The organism is Pseudoalteromonas sp. PS1M3 (genome assembly GCF_016865405.1).
GTDB lineage: Bacteria > Pseudomonadota > Gammaproteobacteria > Enterobacterales > Alteromonadaceae > Pseudoalteromonas > Pseudoalteromonas marina.
Map to the genome: position 1 here is coordinate 425,089 of NZ_AP022625.1, position 16,990 is coordinate 442,078.

General features: G+C 38.7%; 13 protein-coding genes. 6 read left to right on the top strand and 7 right to left on the bottom strand.

Annotated features, from left to right (window positions below; translation table 11 throughout):
* Positions 1–75 precede the first annotated feature (75 nt).
* A complete protein-coding gene (locus PS1M3_RS18630) occupies positions 76–972 on the top strand; it encodes a hypothetical protein (RefSeq protein ID WP_138739637.1) in 897 nt (298 codons plus the stop codon).
* Positions 965–1,909, top strand: a complete 945-nt coding sequence (locus PS1M3_RS18635; protein WP_138739638.1) for a hypothetical protein — start codon at positions 965–967, stop codon at positions 1,907–1,909. The genes PS1M3_RS18630 and PS1M3_RS18635 overlap by 8 nt, the downstream gene beginning before the upstream one ends.
* 26 nt (positions 1,910–1,935) lie before the next feature.
* On the opposite strand, the gene ushA is transcribed toward PS1M3_RS18635, so the two are convergent.
* Positions 1,936–3,561 carry a bifunctional UDP-sugar hydrolase/5'-nucleotidase UshA gene (ushA, locus tag PS1M3_RS18640; RefSeq protein WP_138739639.1) on the bottom strand — a complete coding sequence of 542 codons (1,626 nt, stop codon included), beginning with the start codon at positions 3,559–3,561 and terminating at the stop codon, positions 1,936–1,938.
* A 92-nt stretch (positions 3,562–3,653) separates the two neighbouring features.
* A complete protein-coding gene (locus PS1M3_RS18645; protein ID WP_006791686.1) occupies positions 3,654–3,824 on the bottom strand; it encodes a hypothetical protein in 171 nt (56 codons plus the stop codon).
* A 221-nt stretch (positions 3,825–4,045) separates the two neighbouring features.
* On the opposite strand from PS1M3_RS18645, the gene PS1M3_RS18650 reads away from it, so the two are divergent.
* Positions 4,046–4,795, top strand: coding sequence for a peptidylprolyl isomerase (locus PS1M3_RS18650; RefSeq protein ID WP_138739640.1), 750 nt, complete (start codon positions 4,046–4,048; stop codon positions 4,793–4,795).
* Positions 4,796–4,847: 52 nt separating this feature from the next.
* Here the strand turns inward: PS1M3_RS18650 and PS1M3_RS18655 are convergent, their stop codons facing one another.
* Positions 4,848–5,264 carry an MAPEG family protein gene (locus tag PS1M3_RS18655; RefSeq protein ID WP_138739641.1) on the bottom strand — a complete coding sequence of 139 codons (417 nt, stop codon included), beginning with the start codon at positions 5,262–5,264 and terminating at the stop codon, positions 4,848–4,850.
* 170 nt (positions 5,265–5,434) lie between these two features.
* Here PS1M3_RS18655 and PS1M3_RS18660 point away from each other — a divergent pair, with 170 nt between their 5' ends.
* The gene (locus PS1M3_RS18660; protein WP_203987428.1) at positions 5,435–8,320 is read left to right on the top strand and encodes an insulinase family protein; all 2,886 of its coding nucleotides are present in this window, start codon (positions 5,435–5,437) and stop codon (positions 8,318–8,320) included.
* Between the two features lie 343 nt (positions 8,321–8,663).
* Here PS1M3_RS18660 and PS1M3_RS18665 read toward each other — a convergent pair whose 3' ends face one another.
* From PS1M3_RS18665 to PS1M3_RS18680, 4 genes are all read right to left on the bottom strand, one after another.
* Positions 8,664–9,272, bottom strand: a complete 609-nt coding sequence (locus tag PS1M3_RS18665) for a PqiC family protein (protein ID WP_203987430.1) — start codon at positions 9,270–9,272, stop codon at positions 8,664–8,666.
* Positions 9,272–10,927 carry an intermembrane transport protein PqiB gene (gene pqiB / locus PS1M3_RS18670; protein WP_138739644.1) on the bottom strand — a complete coding sequence of 552 codons (1,656 nt, stop codon included), beginning with the start codon at positions 10,925–10,927 and terminating at the stop codon, positions 9,272–9,274. Before pqiB ends, PS1M3_RS18665 begins: the two co-directional genes overlap by 1 nt.
* Entirely contained in the window at positions 10,924–12,090 is a 1,167-nt protein-coding gene (locus tag PS1M3_RS18675) for a paraquat-inducible protein A (protein ID WP_006791694.1), read from the bottom strand. Before PS1M3_RS18675 ends, pqiB begins: the two co-directional genes overlap by 4 nt.
* A 498-nt stretch (positions 12,091–12,588) precedes the next feature.
* Entirely contained in the window at positions 12,589–13,404 is an 816-nt protein-coding gene (locus PS1M3_RS18680) for a thioesterase family protein (protein WP_203987432.1), read from the bottom strand.
* A gap of 248 nt (positions 13,405–13,652) precedes the next feature.
* Here PS1M3_RS18680 and dnaK point away from each other — a divergent pair, with 248 nt between their 5' ends.
* Together dnaK and dnaJ are read left to right on the top strand one after the other, a co-directional pair.
* The gene (gene dnaK / locus PS1M3_RS18685) at positions 13,653–15,569 is read left to right on the top strand and encodes a molecular chaperone DnaK (RefSeq protein WP_008126292.1); all 1,917 of its coding nucleotides are present in this window, start codon (positions 13,653–13,655) and stop codon (positions 15,567–15,569) included.
* 201 nt (positions 15,570–15,770) lie between these two features.
* On the top strand, positions 15,771–16,910 hold the full coding sequence (dnaJ, locus tag PS1M3_RS18690; RefSeq protein ID WP_006791697.1) for a molecular chaperone DnaJ: 1,140 nt from the start codon (positions 15,771–15,773) through the stop codon (positions 16,908–16,910).
* Positions 16,911–16,990 lie beyond the last annotated feature (80 nt).

Genomic DNA, 16,990 nt, shown 5'->3' on the forward strand with positions numbered 1-16,990 from the left:
GGTAAAATTACTTGTTGTAATAAGTAATTAAAATTGTTCAAATGGATAAGTAATGTATTTTAGGATGTCTTTAGCTTGAATATTAAAAATACGGTATTGGAAAAAACTTCAATTGTTACATTTTTGTTTATAGTAATAGTTTTTGCTTGGGTGTGTGGTCAATTAATTGTAAATGACGATGAACTCGCTTTTCCTGTACTTATTGAAACATCAACAACATGTCGTACAACAGCGACCGCAAACGACAGTGAGCTTATTGTATTTACACCCTCTAAAAATATTGCAGTGCAACTTACAGAGAAGTTGTGTGGTGATAATGTCGTTGCTAAACAGTACGGGGTGGTTGTAGGGTATTGGGGGTATAAAACATCAGACAGTTTAGAGTTTGTAGGTAAAGGAATTGCAGACCTTATACTCGCAAAAAACAACATTATGGCGGCTTTTAAAGCTGAATCTACCTATGATTATATGCCCGTTGTTGGTTTTTCTGATTACACTGCATTTTTTATATCTTCAAAAGAAAAGCCAATTATTTCAAAGTCTTATTTTTTAGACAAAAAAATAGGACTGCTTGATTACCCAACAAGTCGCTCTGGGCATATTCTTCCAAAACAGGTCTTTAAAGATCTCGATATAAATATTGCAAATTTAAATATTTTGTACGCAAGTTCTCATAATGAACTACGAGATTTATTAGCCAACGGTAAAGTAGATATTATTGCGTCGTTTTGGAAAGAAAACGATAAAGACCGTTTCTCGAAAAACTATATCACCCCATTAAGCAATAACATAACAGGCACACGTTGGTACTTGAAAATGCAACAAAACAACACAGATTTGTTATGTGCTGTACAAGAACACCTAATGGCTATGTCTAAAGACCAAGAACTTCATTATTATCAAAATGTTTCGCCCTTTTGGCAATGTGAGAATAATACAGCTGTTTTTAAGATAGGTGAAGATAATGAGTAGACTTAAATTTTCTGCAGTGTCCTCATGTATTTTTTTAATGCTTTCTTTAGTGTTTTATATATCTATGATTAATAAAACAGAGCGTGTTAGCGAGCAGCAAAAGTTTCAAATTGAAAAACAAATTGCACTAGATTTACCATTACTCGATTTGCCAAATGAACTGTATAAGCATGCAGGTAATAAAGATGCTTTAGTTGGCTATATTGACTCACTAAATAGTTATCTAAGAATGAGTAACTTGCGTGTCATCGATATCAGTACAGGCGAGATTGCTCACAGCGATTTAAAGGAAAAGCAATTTATCAGTAGCTTAGCGACGAGTGAAGGCCCTGTGAATATTATTTTTAGTGTAGATGAGCATTACTTGACACCTAGTAATAAAATCTTTTTTTTGTTTTTTTTACTTATCAGTCTCTTTGTTGCTGTGTGGTTAAAAGTGGTAGACAGTAAGAAAAACAATGTAAGCTTAAATAAGAGTATTAACTCTGCTGCATCAATGCCAATGCCTTTGGCGGTCATAATTGATTTACGCAATAAAACACTTTCACATAGTTATAATAAAGAGCACAGCGTTCAATTAGCTAATAAACCATTGTGTTTTTACCTAGCCCTTGTTGAATATTGTTCAGCTAATAATGATGTCATTTTAAATCATAATAAAAATGTACCCGATGAGCTTATTGAACTTGCCAACAAGTATTTTTACCGTTTAACAGAACTAGGGCACACGATAAGGAAACGGCCGAACTTTAATAACAGCCTTGAAAAAACGTTGAGTGAAATAAGGGCTTCGCTTGACGACGTTTTGAATGAATATCCTGAGGAAAAAGAAATTTATTACCCTCCAAAAGCACATGGAGAAGGCTCTCGCTCTCGCCTGCACAGCTACGGGCTCATAAATATTGCAAAGGGAAATATTGAAATAATAGGGAAGTAATATCACCTCCCTATTATTAACCGTGTTTATTTAGGAGCAAACTCAGCCGCTTTTATTGGACCATGTTGCGATATAAATGTTTTAAGTGCTTGGGCGTCAGTTTCGTCAGTGCTAACAAAACCTTTTAGCGTATTTATAGTTGGGTAACCATCACCGCCCGATGCGTTATAGCTATTTAAACTCATGCGGTATGTTTTACTTTTATCGAACGGTTTACCGTCAATAAATACGTTTATAAGCTTACCATTTTTGCGTTCAAACGAAAGCTTGTGATATTGCAAGTAAGCACCAGCGTCTGCCGGGAAGCTTGTTACTGTATTTAAGTAGTCCCATAGTTCAGCACCTTGCCAATCCATATACGTTATACGGTTTTTAAAAGGGTGAACTTTTAATATGTCTTTATAGCTTATTTCACCAGCATCAATTGAGCTGCGAATACCACCGCCACTGATCAACCCAAAATCTGCACCTACTACATTCATTTGTGCTTGGATGATAACGCGAGCAAGGTTTGTTTGTTGATAGCGTACTTTGTTTCTATCACCTTCTAATCTTGCATCAACAGAGCCAATAGTCCCCTCAATTTGTTTAGCACCAATCGCTTGGTATTTAGCTAAAAACGCTTTTAATGACGGGTCTGGCTTAATATATTCGTTCGCAAGTACCTCTTTTAATGTGCCGTCAGCTTGTGTTTTTTCTACATATAAATTAACTGGCATTAATTTATAATCAAGTAGGCTCAATTCACCATTTTCTAATTTGAACTCAGCCTTACCAACGTACTTTCCCCACTCGTGGGCTTGCATTATCCACGTGCCATTTTGCTGATCAGGATTACAAGCTAAGCCAGGTTTAAAACTATCATCGTTTACATTTTCAGATGCCATACACACAGGCTCTTGTGAGTGGCCACCTATGATCATATCAAGCGTATTAGCAGGCAATGAGCGAGCAAGTGTTACATCGCCCGGTGCGTTTATGCCATGTTTAGCATCAATAAAATGGCCCATGTGAGTAACAGCAATAGTAATGTCTGGGTTGTATTTTGCTTTTATCTCTTTAGCTAGGTTGGCTGTTACTGGAACAGGGTCTTTAAATTCTAAGTGACCAATGTACTGAGGGTTTCCTATTTTTGCTGTATCGGTTGTAGTCAAACCTATCACGGCAATAGTTAAGCCATTTTTTTCAAATATTTTATAGGCGTCAAAAGCGTTCTTACCTGACGACTTTTCCACTATATTAGCCGATAAGAGAGGGAAGTTAGCCCAGTTTTGTTGCTTGGCTAAAACACTAAGTGGGTTATCAAATTCATGATTACCTAATGCCATTGCATCGTAGCCGAGTAAAGACATCCCTTTAAAGTCAGGCTCTGCATGCTGTAAATCAGATTCTGGTATACCTGTATTTATGTCGCCACCTGATAGCAGTAAAACTGCATGACCTTTTATTTTCGCTTCACTACGTAATTGATCCAGTAGTGTTTTGCGAGCAGCCATACCGTATTCGCCTTTTTCGTTATGCCAAAAGCGACCATGATTATCGTTAGTATGAAGAACGGTTAAGTATTGTGTAGAAGATGTTTTTTCATTAGTTGTGGCAGATGTGCATCCCAGTACACCCAAAATGATCGAAAAAATAAAAATTATGCGCATAAAATACCTGTGTATTAAGTTGTACTTAATGTTGTAGGTGGCTAGTTTAAACTAGTTTGAAATATAAAAAAGGCAGATATTTATATTTTTGGCTAATTACGACTCGTAGCCGCATTTTCCCTGCGTTTGAGTTCTTGGCTAGCGTAATGTGACTTTTCGTGTTTTGTAGCAACCATCCAATTTAAAAAGCTTGCTGGGAGTTTGGTGTATGCTTCGCCTTTGTGTAGGCCAAAGTCGCAAATTGTGTGTGGTGTGTGTGTCATGTGTATCCGTTATCTCTGTTATTTAATAATTAACAATGAGCAAAGTTAAACATTTACTCGGTTTACATATTCATAGAAAATATAAATCAATATTGTGTAATTGAAATGTTACCAGAACGGTCTAATTTGTATCAACTATCTTAATGCTATCGATTTTCTTAATGTGTAGCATTAACCTAAACAAAACTTATTTTTAAATAAATATAATAATAGGATCTAACATGAAAAAACGTTTACTGTGTTCATTGCTCGCTTCATTAAGCTTTGCTAGCCATGCAACCATAGTCGAAATGCAAACTAGCCAAGGCACAATTGAGATTAATTTATTTGACCAGCAAACACCAAAAACCGTAGAAAACTTTTTAAGTTATGTGCAAGATGACTCATACAATGAAACAGTTATTCATCGTTCAATAGACAATTTTGTAATTCAAGGCGGTGGTTTTACATTTTCAGACACACTTGACCCAATAACAACTAAACCTGCTGTTATCAATGAACCTGTATTTTCTAATGTTAAAGGTACTATTGCCATGGCTAAGTTAGGGGGCAACCCTAATAGTGCTACTAGCCAGTGGTTTTTTAATATGGCTAATAATAGTGGGGGAAGTGCGGCACTTGATACGCAAAATGGTGGGTTTACAGTGTTTGGACAAATCACAGCAGAAAGTCAGGAAACGCTTGATAAAATTGCGGCCCTTGTTCATTGCGGTGAAACACCAGTAGTCGATATAACAACAGAGCAATGTGCGAGCAGTGATGTGTCTATTAGTAGTGCTAATTTAGTGACAATCCAGAGCGTTACTGTATTAGATGACGATCCTAATTCGGCAGCCGGATTGGCCGTTGTTGAAAATACACTGATTGACGCGGATAACTCTGGTAGCTCAGATGGTAGCTCGGGTGGAGCGCTAATATGGTTACTGGGTGCTTTTTTACTAGCTGTTCCACGCCTTAAAAAGAAGAAGTAACCTCATTCAGAGCAATATAAACTGCGTAGCTAGTATATAGCTGCGCCCTATATTAAATAAATAGCCGCCAAATCATCGCAAGCCACATCGCAAATACAGACACGCAGCCAATTAAAAACACGTTAAATCGAGCTCTTACGTTATTTGATCCTAAATGAATAATGCTATGTAATATGCGTGTTATTACAAATACGCAGGCCAAAATTGCAACCACAACGCTTGCACTGTTTAATTGCAAAGCTAACAAGCAACCGGCGTAAAATAAAACGGGTATTTCAAACTGGTTAGTAAAGTTTCTATCCGCAACCCTTACATGGTCACCTGCGTTATCTAATCGCATCGTTGCAAAGTCGTTTAAGTTTAACTGTTTATTTTTAGCTGCTGCAAAGCGTCTTCTCCCCATTAAAATCATTACGGCCAAAGACAGGGTGACTTGCACAAACATGGCAAGTATTATTATTTTTTCCATTGTAGTTCCTTGTTATTGTTTTAGTCAGTATGCAGACATTTTTCACAATGTGTTACACAAAAAAGCGTTAACTGCTAGAAAGTATTCAGTACAAAGTGTTAGTTTATATTATCAAACCTGCTTTTGAATTAGCATAACCTTTTTTGCATCATGCTTTTAATGGAAATAAAATGAAAAAAATTATTTGTCTCAGTGCCATCGCACTCGCTGTTCTCAGCGGTTGCTCTAATACATCTTCATCAGTAGCAACCTCGCCACAAGCCTCGTTACTATCAGACACTTTAGTGGTTAGCCCAAATGATAATAGAGAATATAAAACACTAAAGCTTGCTAACGAAATTGAGGTTATTTTAGTGTCTGATCCAAGCGCAGAAAAATCTGCTGCTTCACTAAGTGTAGGTGTGGGGTTATTGCATGATCCTATGTCTCAGCAGGGTATGGCGCATTACTTAGAGCATATGCTGTTTTTAGGCACAGAACGTTACCCTGATACAAAAGGCTATTCAGATTTCATGACCAAAAATGGCGGAGCGCACAACGCCTACACGTGGCTCGAAATTACAAACTACATGTTCAAAATAAACAACGATGCGTTTGACGAAGGACTCGACCGTTTTTCTGACTTTTTTAAAGCCCCTAAGTTATACCCAGAATACACAGAAAAAGAAAAAAACGCAGTGAATGCTGAGTGGTCTATGCGCCGCGAACTGGACTTCTTTGGCCAATTTAAATTAGCGCGTAAAATGATGGGCGAGCATCCGGCTAATCGCTTTTTAATTGGTAACCTAGAAACACTAGGCGATAAAGAAGGTAGTTCGCTTCATCAAGAAACCGTTGATTTTTACAATAAATATTATTCGTCAAATATTATGAAAGTCGCACTTATTTCTAATTTGCCAATCGCCGATATGGAACAAAAAGCGCAAAAATACTTCGCTGACATTAAAAATAAAAACATCGAAAAGCCAAGTGTTACTGCTAATTTAGATTTTGATAAAGCGGGCGGTAAACGCGTATTTTACTCGCCAAATGAAGATGTAAAACAGTTAAAACTTGATTTTACAATTACCAACAACAGTGATGAGTTTGCTGTTAAACCTAACCGTTTTGTTTCATATTTATTAAGCAATGAAATGCCGGGTAGCCCAGCACAAATACTAAGAGATAAGGGCTGGGTTTCACAGCTAGGGGCATCAGCCTCTCCAACACAATATGCAAACTATGGTGCCTTAACGGTCGATATTGAGCTTACTGATTTAGGTATGCAAAACCGCGAAGCAATTGTTGCAGTGGTTATGCAATACATTGATTTAATAAAAAAAGAAGGGGTTAATAGCAAGTACTTTAACGAAATACGTACCTCGCTTAATAACCAATTTAAATTTTTAGAAAAGGGCGACGAGTTTAACTATGTAAGTGCTCTAACAGGCAGTATGCAAGTTTACCCGCTTAATCACACGATTAACGCGCCTTACCACTATGCAAAGTTTGATGCTGACGCCGTTAATGATGTGCTAAACCAGCTCAACGCAGATTCACTGCGTATTTGGTACATTTCACAACAAGAAGAAACAGACTCTCAATTATACTTTTACGACGGTAAATACCGCATAAATGACATTAGTGATGATGAAATAGCAAGCTGGAATAAGCCAAGTGAGTTTAAATTAGCGCTTCCTAGTGTGAACAACTTATTACCTGAAAGTTTTGCAATTAAAACGGCTGAATTTAAAGAGCAAAAACACCCAGAGCTTGTTTTCGATAAGCAGGGCGTAAAAGTATGGCGTCAAGCAAGTCAAAAATTTGCTGAGCAACCTAAAGGGCTCGTTGAGGTTTATATAAATACACAACCGGGTCTGAACGACATAAGTGCTGAAGTGCTTTACTCTGTTTGGGCAGATTTATACAACATTCAGCAAAGCCAATTAAGCACTGAAGCTGCTGTAGCGGGTATGGGCGTTAGACTAGCACCAAGTAATGGGCTTGTATTATCACTTAATGGGTTCACTGATAAGCAAGATGTATTGCTTAAACAGGCTTTGAGTGGATTAAACGTTAAGGCTACTTCGCAAGCGTTCGAGCAAGCTATTGACCGTTACACGCGTGACTTATTGAATCAACAAAAGCAATTTCCTTATGCTCAAGCCTTTGGTGCTTATTCTAAGCTAACACGCACAGGCAGTTTTGATACTGATGAATTAATCAAAACCGCAAAAACATTAACTGTTGCTGATCTTACAAAGTTACAACAAGCCACATTCTCTAATAATGATTTGCGTGTATTTAGCTACGGTAATTATAATCAGCAAGATATAGAGTCAATAGCTGGCGAGTTAACAGCCGTTTTACCTAAAAACCATACGGTGAGCGAGTTTGCACGTAGTAAAGCATGGTTGCCACAACCGGGTGAAACGTTAGTATTACAAAAAGATATAGATGTAGCCGATGTTGCTGTGGTTGATATGACCGTTCACCCAATACCGGGTTACAAACAAAAGGCTCAAGCTGCTGTATTACGCGATCACTTTAGAACGATCGCATTTGACAAAATGCGTACCGAAGAACAACTTGCTTATGCAGTAGGTGCTATTGCAAGCTCAATCGAAGATTATTCTGCTGTTGGTTTGTTTATACAAACCCCTGTAAAAGGGCCTAAAGAAGTACAAGCTCGCTTCGACCAGTTCAAAAAAGAGTACGCGGTAGAGCTCGATAACATGACAGAAGACACATTTTTACAGCTTAAAAATGCGACTTTGGTGTCACTTAAAGAGCAACCTAAAAACTTAAATGATGAAATGGGTCCTTTAATTAACGATTGGTACCGAGAAAACTTTAGTTTTGACTCAAAACAAAAGTTAATTAATGAAGTAGAAAAAGTAACGCTTGCAGATATAAAACAGTACTACAAGCAAACTATGCTAAACCCACAAGCAGCGCGTTTAAATGTGCAGCTGCGCGGTACTAAGTTTATTGAAAGTGACTTTGCTGATTTACCTAATCAAAGCAAAATCACTACGCTTGATGCTTATTACAATGGCATTAAGTTACAAAAATAAGATTGATAAATAAGTCAAAAATTAACCCCCAATGTACTGATGCATTGGGGTTTTTTATTTATTTCAATATCTACAAAGTACTTATCTCATGCTTTAAAACTAATAACAGCCAGCGATGCTGCTATTAATGTGTAAGGTAATTGCATAACTCCAAAGTTCATTAAGTTACAACGAGAATGAAGTGCTGTAAGCATGGTGAAGTCTGAATAAAAAAACGCGTTGCTGCAAATGGTGATACAGATAATAACAATGTTTATTAGTGTCTATTATTAAAGTTAGATTTTAACAGGGTAGGCAAGGCGGTTATTAGTGATGATAAAACCGCCATTGATATATATGGTTATTAAAGTCGTGCTTGTTCTATTGCTTTGGCTACATCTAAGTTTATGTTTAGCCACGTTTGCTCAAGCGTCGCTACTAAGCCGTCGTAGCCGTCGTCTTTTATGGGTACTAGGCGTGAGAAGTTATGCACACTAATCAAGCGGCGGCCGCTTTCTGGGTGAGTATAATATAAGCGCCATAGGCCAGAGATATCAGCATTGCCTTGCATATCACCATTAAAGTGGTGAATTTCGTACTCAAGCTCATAAAATGTTTGCTGATCAAGCTCGGTTATTACAGGTAGCCCTTTAATAACCATCCAAGAGGGCATATTTTTAAATAAAGTTTGTTGGGCAGTGGCAGTAAGCATAACGTCAGGAGACTCGCCCCATAAGTGATAATTTGCAGCATGAATTTGATTATTATCAATTTTCATCGCTATACCTAAGTTGTTTAATGCGCCTCTTAAAACAACTGTTTGCACTCTCAACTGTGCGTTGGTTTCACTAATATTTCGTGATGATGAATCAATAGGCTGTTCAAATTGGTAATACTGAGTCGCATTTTGTATTGCTGAGCTACAGCCCGACAATACTAAAAGCAAACTTGTTATGAGTAATAGCGTTTTCATTATTGCTTCCTTGGTATTGGATCTGCGGGCAGTGATTTGTCAAAAATTAGCATGTTTGGTTGCTCATTTAAGCCGCGTGTCAAAGGTTGTATTTCTTCACTTAAGCGCTTAAATTCACGTAGTGTTTGTTGTAATTGATGATGAAATTCAGACCCAGCCTGATAACTGGCCATTGTTTTATCAAATTGTCGCATGGTCACTTCAAATTGCTCCATGCTTTTGGTCATTTTTGCAAAGTTACGATTTATATCACCGGGTAAATTTTGAGTATCTTTTTCATTTAATAGTGTGCGCATTTCATTTGCAAGAGACTGGTAGTCGGCAAAGGCAACTTGTATTTGGGCTAAGCTTTCTTCAACTTTTAAATTATTAACTTTGTTTAATACATCAGAAACCTGGTCGGCAAGTACGGTAATTCCGCTCGATATACTAGGAAAAACGGTATACTGTCCCAGTTTTTCAAACTCCGCTTCTGGCGCATCGGGGTACATATCAAAATCAACATAAACTGCACCAGTTAAAAGATTTCCGGGCTTTAAAGAGGCGCGCATGCCAATTTCTATCCAGCCTTTTAAGCTTTCTTTCCAAAAGTCTTTAGCTGTTGCGCTGTGGTGATAAATACGCCCGTACTCTATTTTTATAAGAACAGGTACTGACGTGTTTGCACTTTTAAAGTGAGCAGGTTTACCATTAACAATTATGTTTGCAGGCGCTTCAACTACTGTACCAATGCGAATACCACGATATTCAACAGGGGCACCGGGTCTGAGCCCTCGAATTGATTGTTCAAAATCTATTATGTAATAGTCAAAGTCGTAAAAGCGTTCTTCTAGTGCTTCTTTATAGCTTTGGCTAAGTGAGAAATTGTGACCATCGTTAGCTATTTCCCCTGGTGTTTGGTTATCGGGTAAGCCAACTGAAATTCCGCCTTTTAAAAGCTTACTCAAAGAGCCTGTATTAATATTTATGCCATCAGCAGATAAATCAATTTCTATACCAGCGTTGACCCAATAAATTGAGTTGTTGGTAATTAAGTTTTGGTACGGCGCTTTTATAAATATACCGTACTTCATTGCTTGGTTTTCCCAATCAAATGTGGCGGTTTCTATTTGGCCAATTTTATAATTCTTAAAAAATATTCCGGTACTAACATCAAGTACTTCTGCGTTATAACTAAGTAGTTTAAAGCGACCACCTTGCACGTCTTTGCCTATTAATGCAGGTTCTTCTTGCAGGGTGAAATTTTCTTTAAGTGTATTACTTTCGCCCGGTGCAAATTCTAAATATACCCCAGAGAGTAAAGTACTCATTCCACTTATGCCGGTTTCATCTATACGTGGTTTTACCACCCATATTTTTGCGTCGTCGGTAAGTAAGTCTTCATAGCTTTTATCTATTTGAGCCCGTGCAATCACACTGTCTTGGGAGTCGGATAAACGAACGCTGTCTATTTGCCCTATTTTTACACTGCGCACTTTTATTTCTGTTTTACCTGCAATAATGCCCTCGGCTTGCGGCATCTCAATATATATAGTGGGGCCTTTATTTGCTTGATATTGATAAAGCATCCACACGCCGACAAAAAGCGCTATGGCTGGAATAATCCAGATAGCAGAGATTCTTGGTTCATCTGTTACTTGGGCAGTTTCGGTCATGTTTTAGTCTCTGATGATTTATTTTTAGGTGAATCCCATAAAAGGCGTGGATCAAATGAATGAGCAGCCATCATTTGGCATATTACCATAACGGTAAAAAATGCAATGCCTAAGCCTGGTGTAACTGACATTAAATTACCTAGCTGTACTAAAGCCACTAAAATGGCGACAACAAAAACGTCAATCATTGACCATTTACCAATAAACTCAGTGAGTTGGTAAATTCTAGTGTAACTTTTTGTATGCCTGTTTGCAGGTTTTGTTACCATAATACACAAAAAGCTTAGTACAAATGCTTTGGCTAAAGGAACAACAACACTCGCAAAAAAAATGATACCTGCAATGGGATAAGAACCACTTTTCCAAAGTAAAATGACCCCACCAATAAGTGTGGACGGGGTTTCATCACCCAAGCTTGTTGTATTCATGATAGGCAATACGTTGGCTGGTATATAGCAAACAATAGATGTGATGAGCCAAGCAGTTGCTTTTTGAACGCTATGAGGATTACGTACATGTGTTTTGGTGTGGCATCGCTGGCAGACCTTACCTGTACAAAGCTGATGACACACATGACAGGCTTTAATATTTTCATCAATAGCACGTTTAGCGTGCTCGGCACCTTCTAACACTTTTACTGGTTTTATTTGAGCCCATAACCTTGGACGATTTAAGTGTACTAAAGCGGCAATGTATAAAATAACAAAGCCAGCATAAGCCCAAAAACTTGCCCCAAAGCTTATATCAGCCAAAGACATAATTTTAACCATGCTGACTAAAACACCAATTAAAAATATCTCAGACATAATCCATGGCTCAAGTGCCAAAGTAAACTTAAGCAACCTACGCGCAATGCCTTGTGGCAATGTTTTTAAAACACCTAAATGAAGGGGTATTAAAATAATTAATAAACTCATTGGTAAGGCAATAATGCTTAAATCAATAAAAAGGCCTAACAATTCACTATCGTAATTGAATAATATTCGGGCTGCGTCGGGGAGGGTGATAGTTTGGGTTATACCATTACTACTAAATGATAAAAAAGGATAAAACATACTGCTTAGTAGCATTAGCAAAGCACTAAAGCTTAACGCCACTATGCGATTATCGTGGTTTACGTTGGCTTCGCATAATTTATGATGGCAATGCGGGCAAATCGCCATTTGCTTAGCGATAATTCTTGGTATATCTATGATCAGGTCACAGCAGGGGCAAACAGTTTGCAATTTAGTACCAAACAATAATGCATTTATTTGATTTTGCAATATTTGAAGCTGTAATACAACGCGAACTGTTAATTTTGAATACAGGCCAAGCCAGAAACTATCTGATTGGCCAGCATTTTATATATTAAGGTCTGTTGACCTTTCAAGGTTAAATTTGCAGAGTCTGTATTAGTATTAAGGAAGAGCTTATTTAGTATGGTTATTCCTCATAAATTGTCGAGAACGTAGCATTAATGCCAAACAGGCGCTTCCCAAGGGGGGGGCTTCCTAGGGGCTATTTACTCTTTGTTACTCAGTTTTTACTTATTCTTACATGGATGTAAGTCAGTAGAGTAATGCAGGAGCAGTTATCGAGCCCACTAGGTTAAAAATCTCGCGCCGCTATTATATAGCCCTTAGTTTGAACGAATTTTAATCCGCAAAGTTCAACCGACCCTAATCAAACACGGCAACAGTTTGGCGGGTAAGAGCAATAAGCTCACCTGACTGTGACCAAATGCACCCGTCCTCTAAACCATATCCATCTTTAGAGTGATGCGTAATTGCTTCAAAGCCAAGCCACTCGCCAGGCGTTAAATTGGGAGACTGAACAAACTCTAAATACCACGACATACTACTTGCAGGTCCGGGTTGTTTAAACATTTGTAATAATGTTGGCGGCCATGCATCGGTTAGTGCAATTACATGCGCTTCTGTAATGGTTTCAGGTGTATGTTTAAGTCGCATCCACCCACCTAAATGAGATGTGTCTGCCCCTGTAAAAGGCATTGCGCCTTGCTGTGGGCACAAATCCACATGCTGAAAAAATTCAGGCATTTGGCCCTTTATAAAGGGTAACGTATAACGCTCGTTAACAGAGCTTAAACCTAACGACTTTGAAACAGGAACATTAATAGCTGACTCTCTATTTTTAGCAAAACAAGCCTGCACGATTACGGCTACTTGCTCATTTTGAATTGCTTTAGCGATTACTTGTGTACTGTTTTTACCCTCACGTAATACTTCAACATAAAGTGAAAAAGGGGTGTCGGCGAGTAAAGGCCCAACAAAATTAGTACTTAATGAAAGAAGTCGGCGGTCATTATTCACTTTGCCTCTAATAGCCTGATATAACAATGCAGCTGATAAACCACCAAAAGCGGTTCTTCCTTGGCACCAATTTTCAGGAAATTGCATGGTAAGTGCGGATTGTTCGATTTTATCTGATTGACCTATTTTAGCGGCTTGCTCAAGTAGTTGGTCAAAATGCATGGGAAATATCCTTTAAAAGTGCAATTTAATAAATTTATAACACAACCAAACTGGTCAGGCCAGTATTTAAAGGTGTGTCAAACGCTCTAAAAATCATCATTCCTTACAATTATTGGGGTTATTTTGTAAATAAATCATAAAAAATGAATTTTTTTTCATTTTTACAGTTGAATTAGTTTTAGGGCATCCCTATTTACTAGTCATCGAACGAATTAACGTATAACGAATTTTGAAGTTGGAGAAGTTTCATGGGTAAAATTATCGGAATCGATTTAGGTACTACAAACTCTTGTGTTGCAGTACTTGATGGTGACAAAGCACGTGTTATAGAAAACGCGGAAGGCGATCGCACAACCCCGTCTATCATTGCTTACACGCAAGACGGTGAAACATTAGTAGGTCAATCTGCTAAGCGTCAAGCGGTTACTAACCCTACTAACACATTATTTGCAATTAAGCGTTTAATTGGTCGTCGTTTTGAAGACGAAGAAGTACAACGCGATATCGGCATTATGCCATTTAAAATCATCAAAGCTGATAACGGCGATGCATGGGTAGAAGCGGGCGGCGAAAAACGCGCTGCACCACAAATTTCTGCTGAAGTACTGAAAAAAATGAAAAAAACTGCAGAAGACTTCTTAGGTGAAGAAGTAACTGAAGCGGTAATTACAGTACCTGCATACTTTAACGATTCACAACGTCAAGCAACTAAAGATGCTGGTCGCATTGCTGGTCTTGAAGTTAAGCGTATCATCAATGAGCCAACTGCTGCTGCCCTTGCTTACGGCATGGACAAAAACAAAGGCGAAAACATTGTTGCTGTATACGATTTAGGTGGTGGTACGTTCGATTTATCAATCATTGAAATTGATGAAGTTGAAGGCGAGCACACATTTGAAGTACTAGCTACCAATGGTGATACTCACTTAGGTGGTGAAGATTTCGATAACCGTGTTATCAACTACTTAGTAGCAGAGTTCAAGAAAGACCAAGGCTTAGATCTAAAAACAGATCCACTTGCAATGCAACGTGTTAAAGAAGCTGCAGAAAAAGCAAAAATTGAGCTTTCTTCAGCACAATCTACAGAAGTTAACCTTCCGTACGTAACTGCTGATGCAACAGGTCCTAAGCACATGAACGTGAAACTAACACGCGCTAAGCTTGAGTCACTTGTTGAAGATTTAGTAACTAAATCTCTAGAGCCGCTTAAACGTGCACTTGCTGATTCTGATTTATCAGTAGGCGACATCAACGACATTATTCTTGTTGGTGGTCAAACACGTATGCCTTTAGTACAAAAAACAGTTGCTGATTTCTTCGGTAAAGAGCCACGTAAAGACGTTAACCCTGATGAAGCTGTAGCTGTAGGCGCGGCAATCCAAGGTGGCGTACTAGCAGGTGATGTTAAAGACGTACTATTACTAGACGTTTCTCCATTGTCTCTAGGTATTGAAACAATGGGTTCTGTAATGACAGCGCTTATTGAGAAGAACACAACGATTCCTACTAAGAAATCACAAACGTTCTCAACAGCAGAAGATAACCAGTCTGCGGTAACAATTCATGTGTTACAAGGTGAGCGTAAACGTTCAAGCGACAACAAATCTTTAGGTCAATTTAACCTTGAAGGTATTCGTCCTGCTCAACGTGGTACACCACAAATCGAAGTAACATTTGATGTTGATGCTGACGGTATCTTACATGTATCTGCTAAAGATAAAGACACAGGTAAAGAGCAAAAAATTACTATTCAAGCGTCTTCAGGTTTAAGCGATGAAGAAGTTGAAAAAATGGTACGTGATGCAGAAGCGCACGCTGAAGAAGACAAAAAGTTTGAAGAGCTTGTAGCTGTTCGTAACCAAGCAGATGCAATGGTTCACGGTACACGTAAGCAAGTTGAAGAAGCGGGCGATGCTTTACCAAGTGAAGATAAAGAAGCGATTGAAGCTGCAGTTGTAGACTTAGAAGCTGCAATTAAGAGCGACAACAAAGACGAAATTGAAGCTAAAACGCAAGCACTTGCTGAAAAGTCTCAAAAGTTAATGGAGATTGCTCAAGCTAAAGCACAGCAAGGTCAAGCAGACGCAGGTGAGCAACAACAATCAGCTAAGCAAGATGATGACGTTGTTGATGCAGAGTTTGAAGAAGTAAAAGACGACAAGTAATTGTTGCCGACGCTTCTAACTAACCAAAAACACTTAACTCGGTTAGGTGTTTAGGTTAGGATGAACAAATGAGGCGCGCGAGCAATAGCTTGTCGCGCCTTTTGCATGTATTTAAGGTTCATAATTCAATGATAAATCGATTAGATTTATCGGTTTATCCCGCAGCTTACGCTGCAAAATAGAAAGAGTAGTGTGATAGATATGTCAAAACGCGATTATTACGAAGTCCTCGGCGTAAGCAAAGATGCGAGTGAGCGAGACATAAAAAAAGCGTATAAACGCTTAGCGATGAAATATCATCCAGATCGTACCGCAGGCGATAAAGAGCTTGAGACCAAGTTCAAAGAAGTAAAAGAAGCATACGAAATTCTAACTGACGATCAAAAACGCCAGATGTACGACCAATACGGTCATGCGGCCTTTGAACAAGGCGGTGGCGGTGGTCATGGCGGCTTTGGTGGCGGACATGGCGATTTTGGTGACGTATTTGGCGATGTGTTTGGTGACATTTTTGGTGGCGGCGGTGGCCGACGTCAATCTCGCCAGCAACGCGGTTCTGATTTACGTTACAACATGGATTTAACGCTTGAAGAAGCGGTTCGTGGTAAAGAAGTTGAAATTAAAGTACCAACATGGGTAAGTTGTGACCCTTGTGATGGAAGCGGTGCAAAAGCGGGTTCTAAACCTAAAACATGTACTACCTGTCATGGTGCAGGCCAGGTGCAAATGCGCCAAGGTTTCTTTGCTGTTCAGCAAACATGTCCTACGTGTCAGGGACAAGGTCAAATTATTTCAGACCCTTGTAACAGCTGTCATGGTCAAGGTCGTGTAGAAAAAACTAAAACGTTGTCGGTGAAAATACCAGCGGGTGTTGATACAGGCGATCGTATTCGTTTATCGGGTGAGGGTGAAGCCGGAGTACATGGCGCACCAGCGGGTGACTTATACGTACAAGTGTCTGTAAGAGAACACGATATATTTGTGCGTGAAGGTAACAATTTATACTGTGAAGTACCTATTAGCTTTACTACATCTGGTTTAGGCGGTGAAATTCAAGTACCTACACTGGATGGTCGTGCAAAACTTAAAATACCGTCAGAGACGCAAACCGGCAAAATGTTCCGTATGCGTGGCAAAGGCGTTAAGTCTGTACGAAGTGGCGCACAAGGTGATTTAATTTGTAAGGTAGTTATTGAAACACCTGTCAATCTTAACGAGCGCCAACGTGAACTACTTAAAGAGTTAGAAGAAAGCATGGGCACAGATAGCTCAAAAAACCGTCCTAAAGAGCAAGGCTTTTTTGATGGTGTTAAAAAGTTTTTTGATGACTTAACAAAGTAAAAATTATGTTGTTTAAAAAAACGGTGCTTTACAGCGCCGTTTTTTTTGCTTTAAATTTGCTAACACCTCTAAAAAAGTGA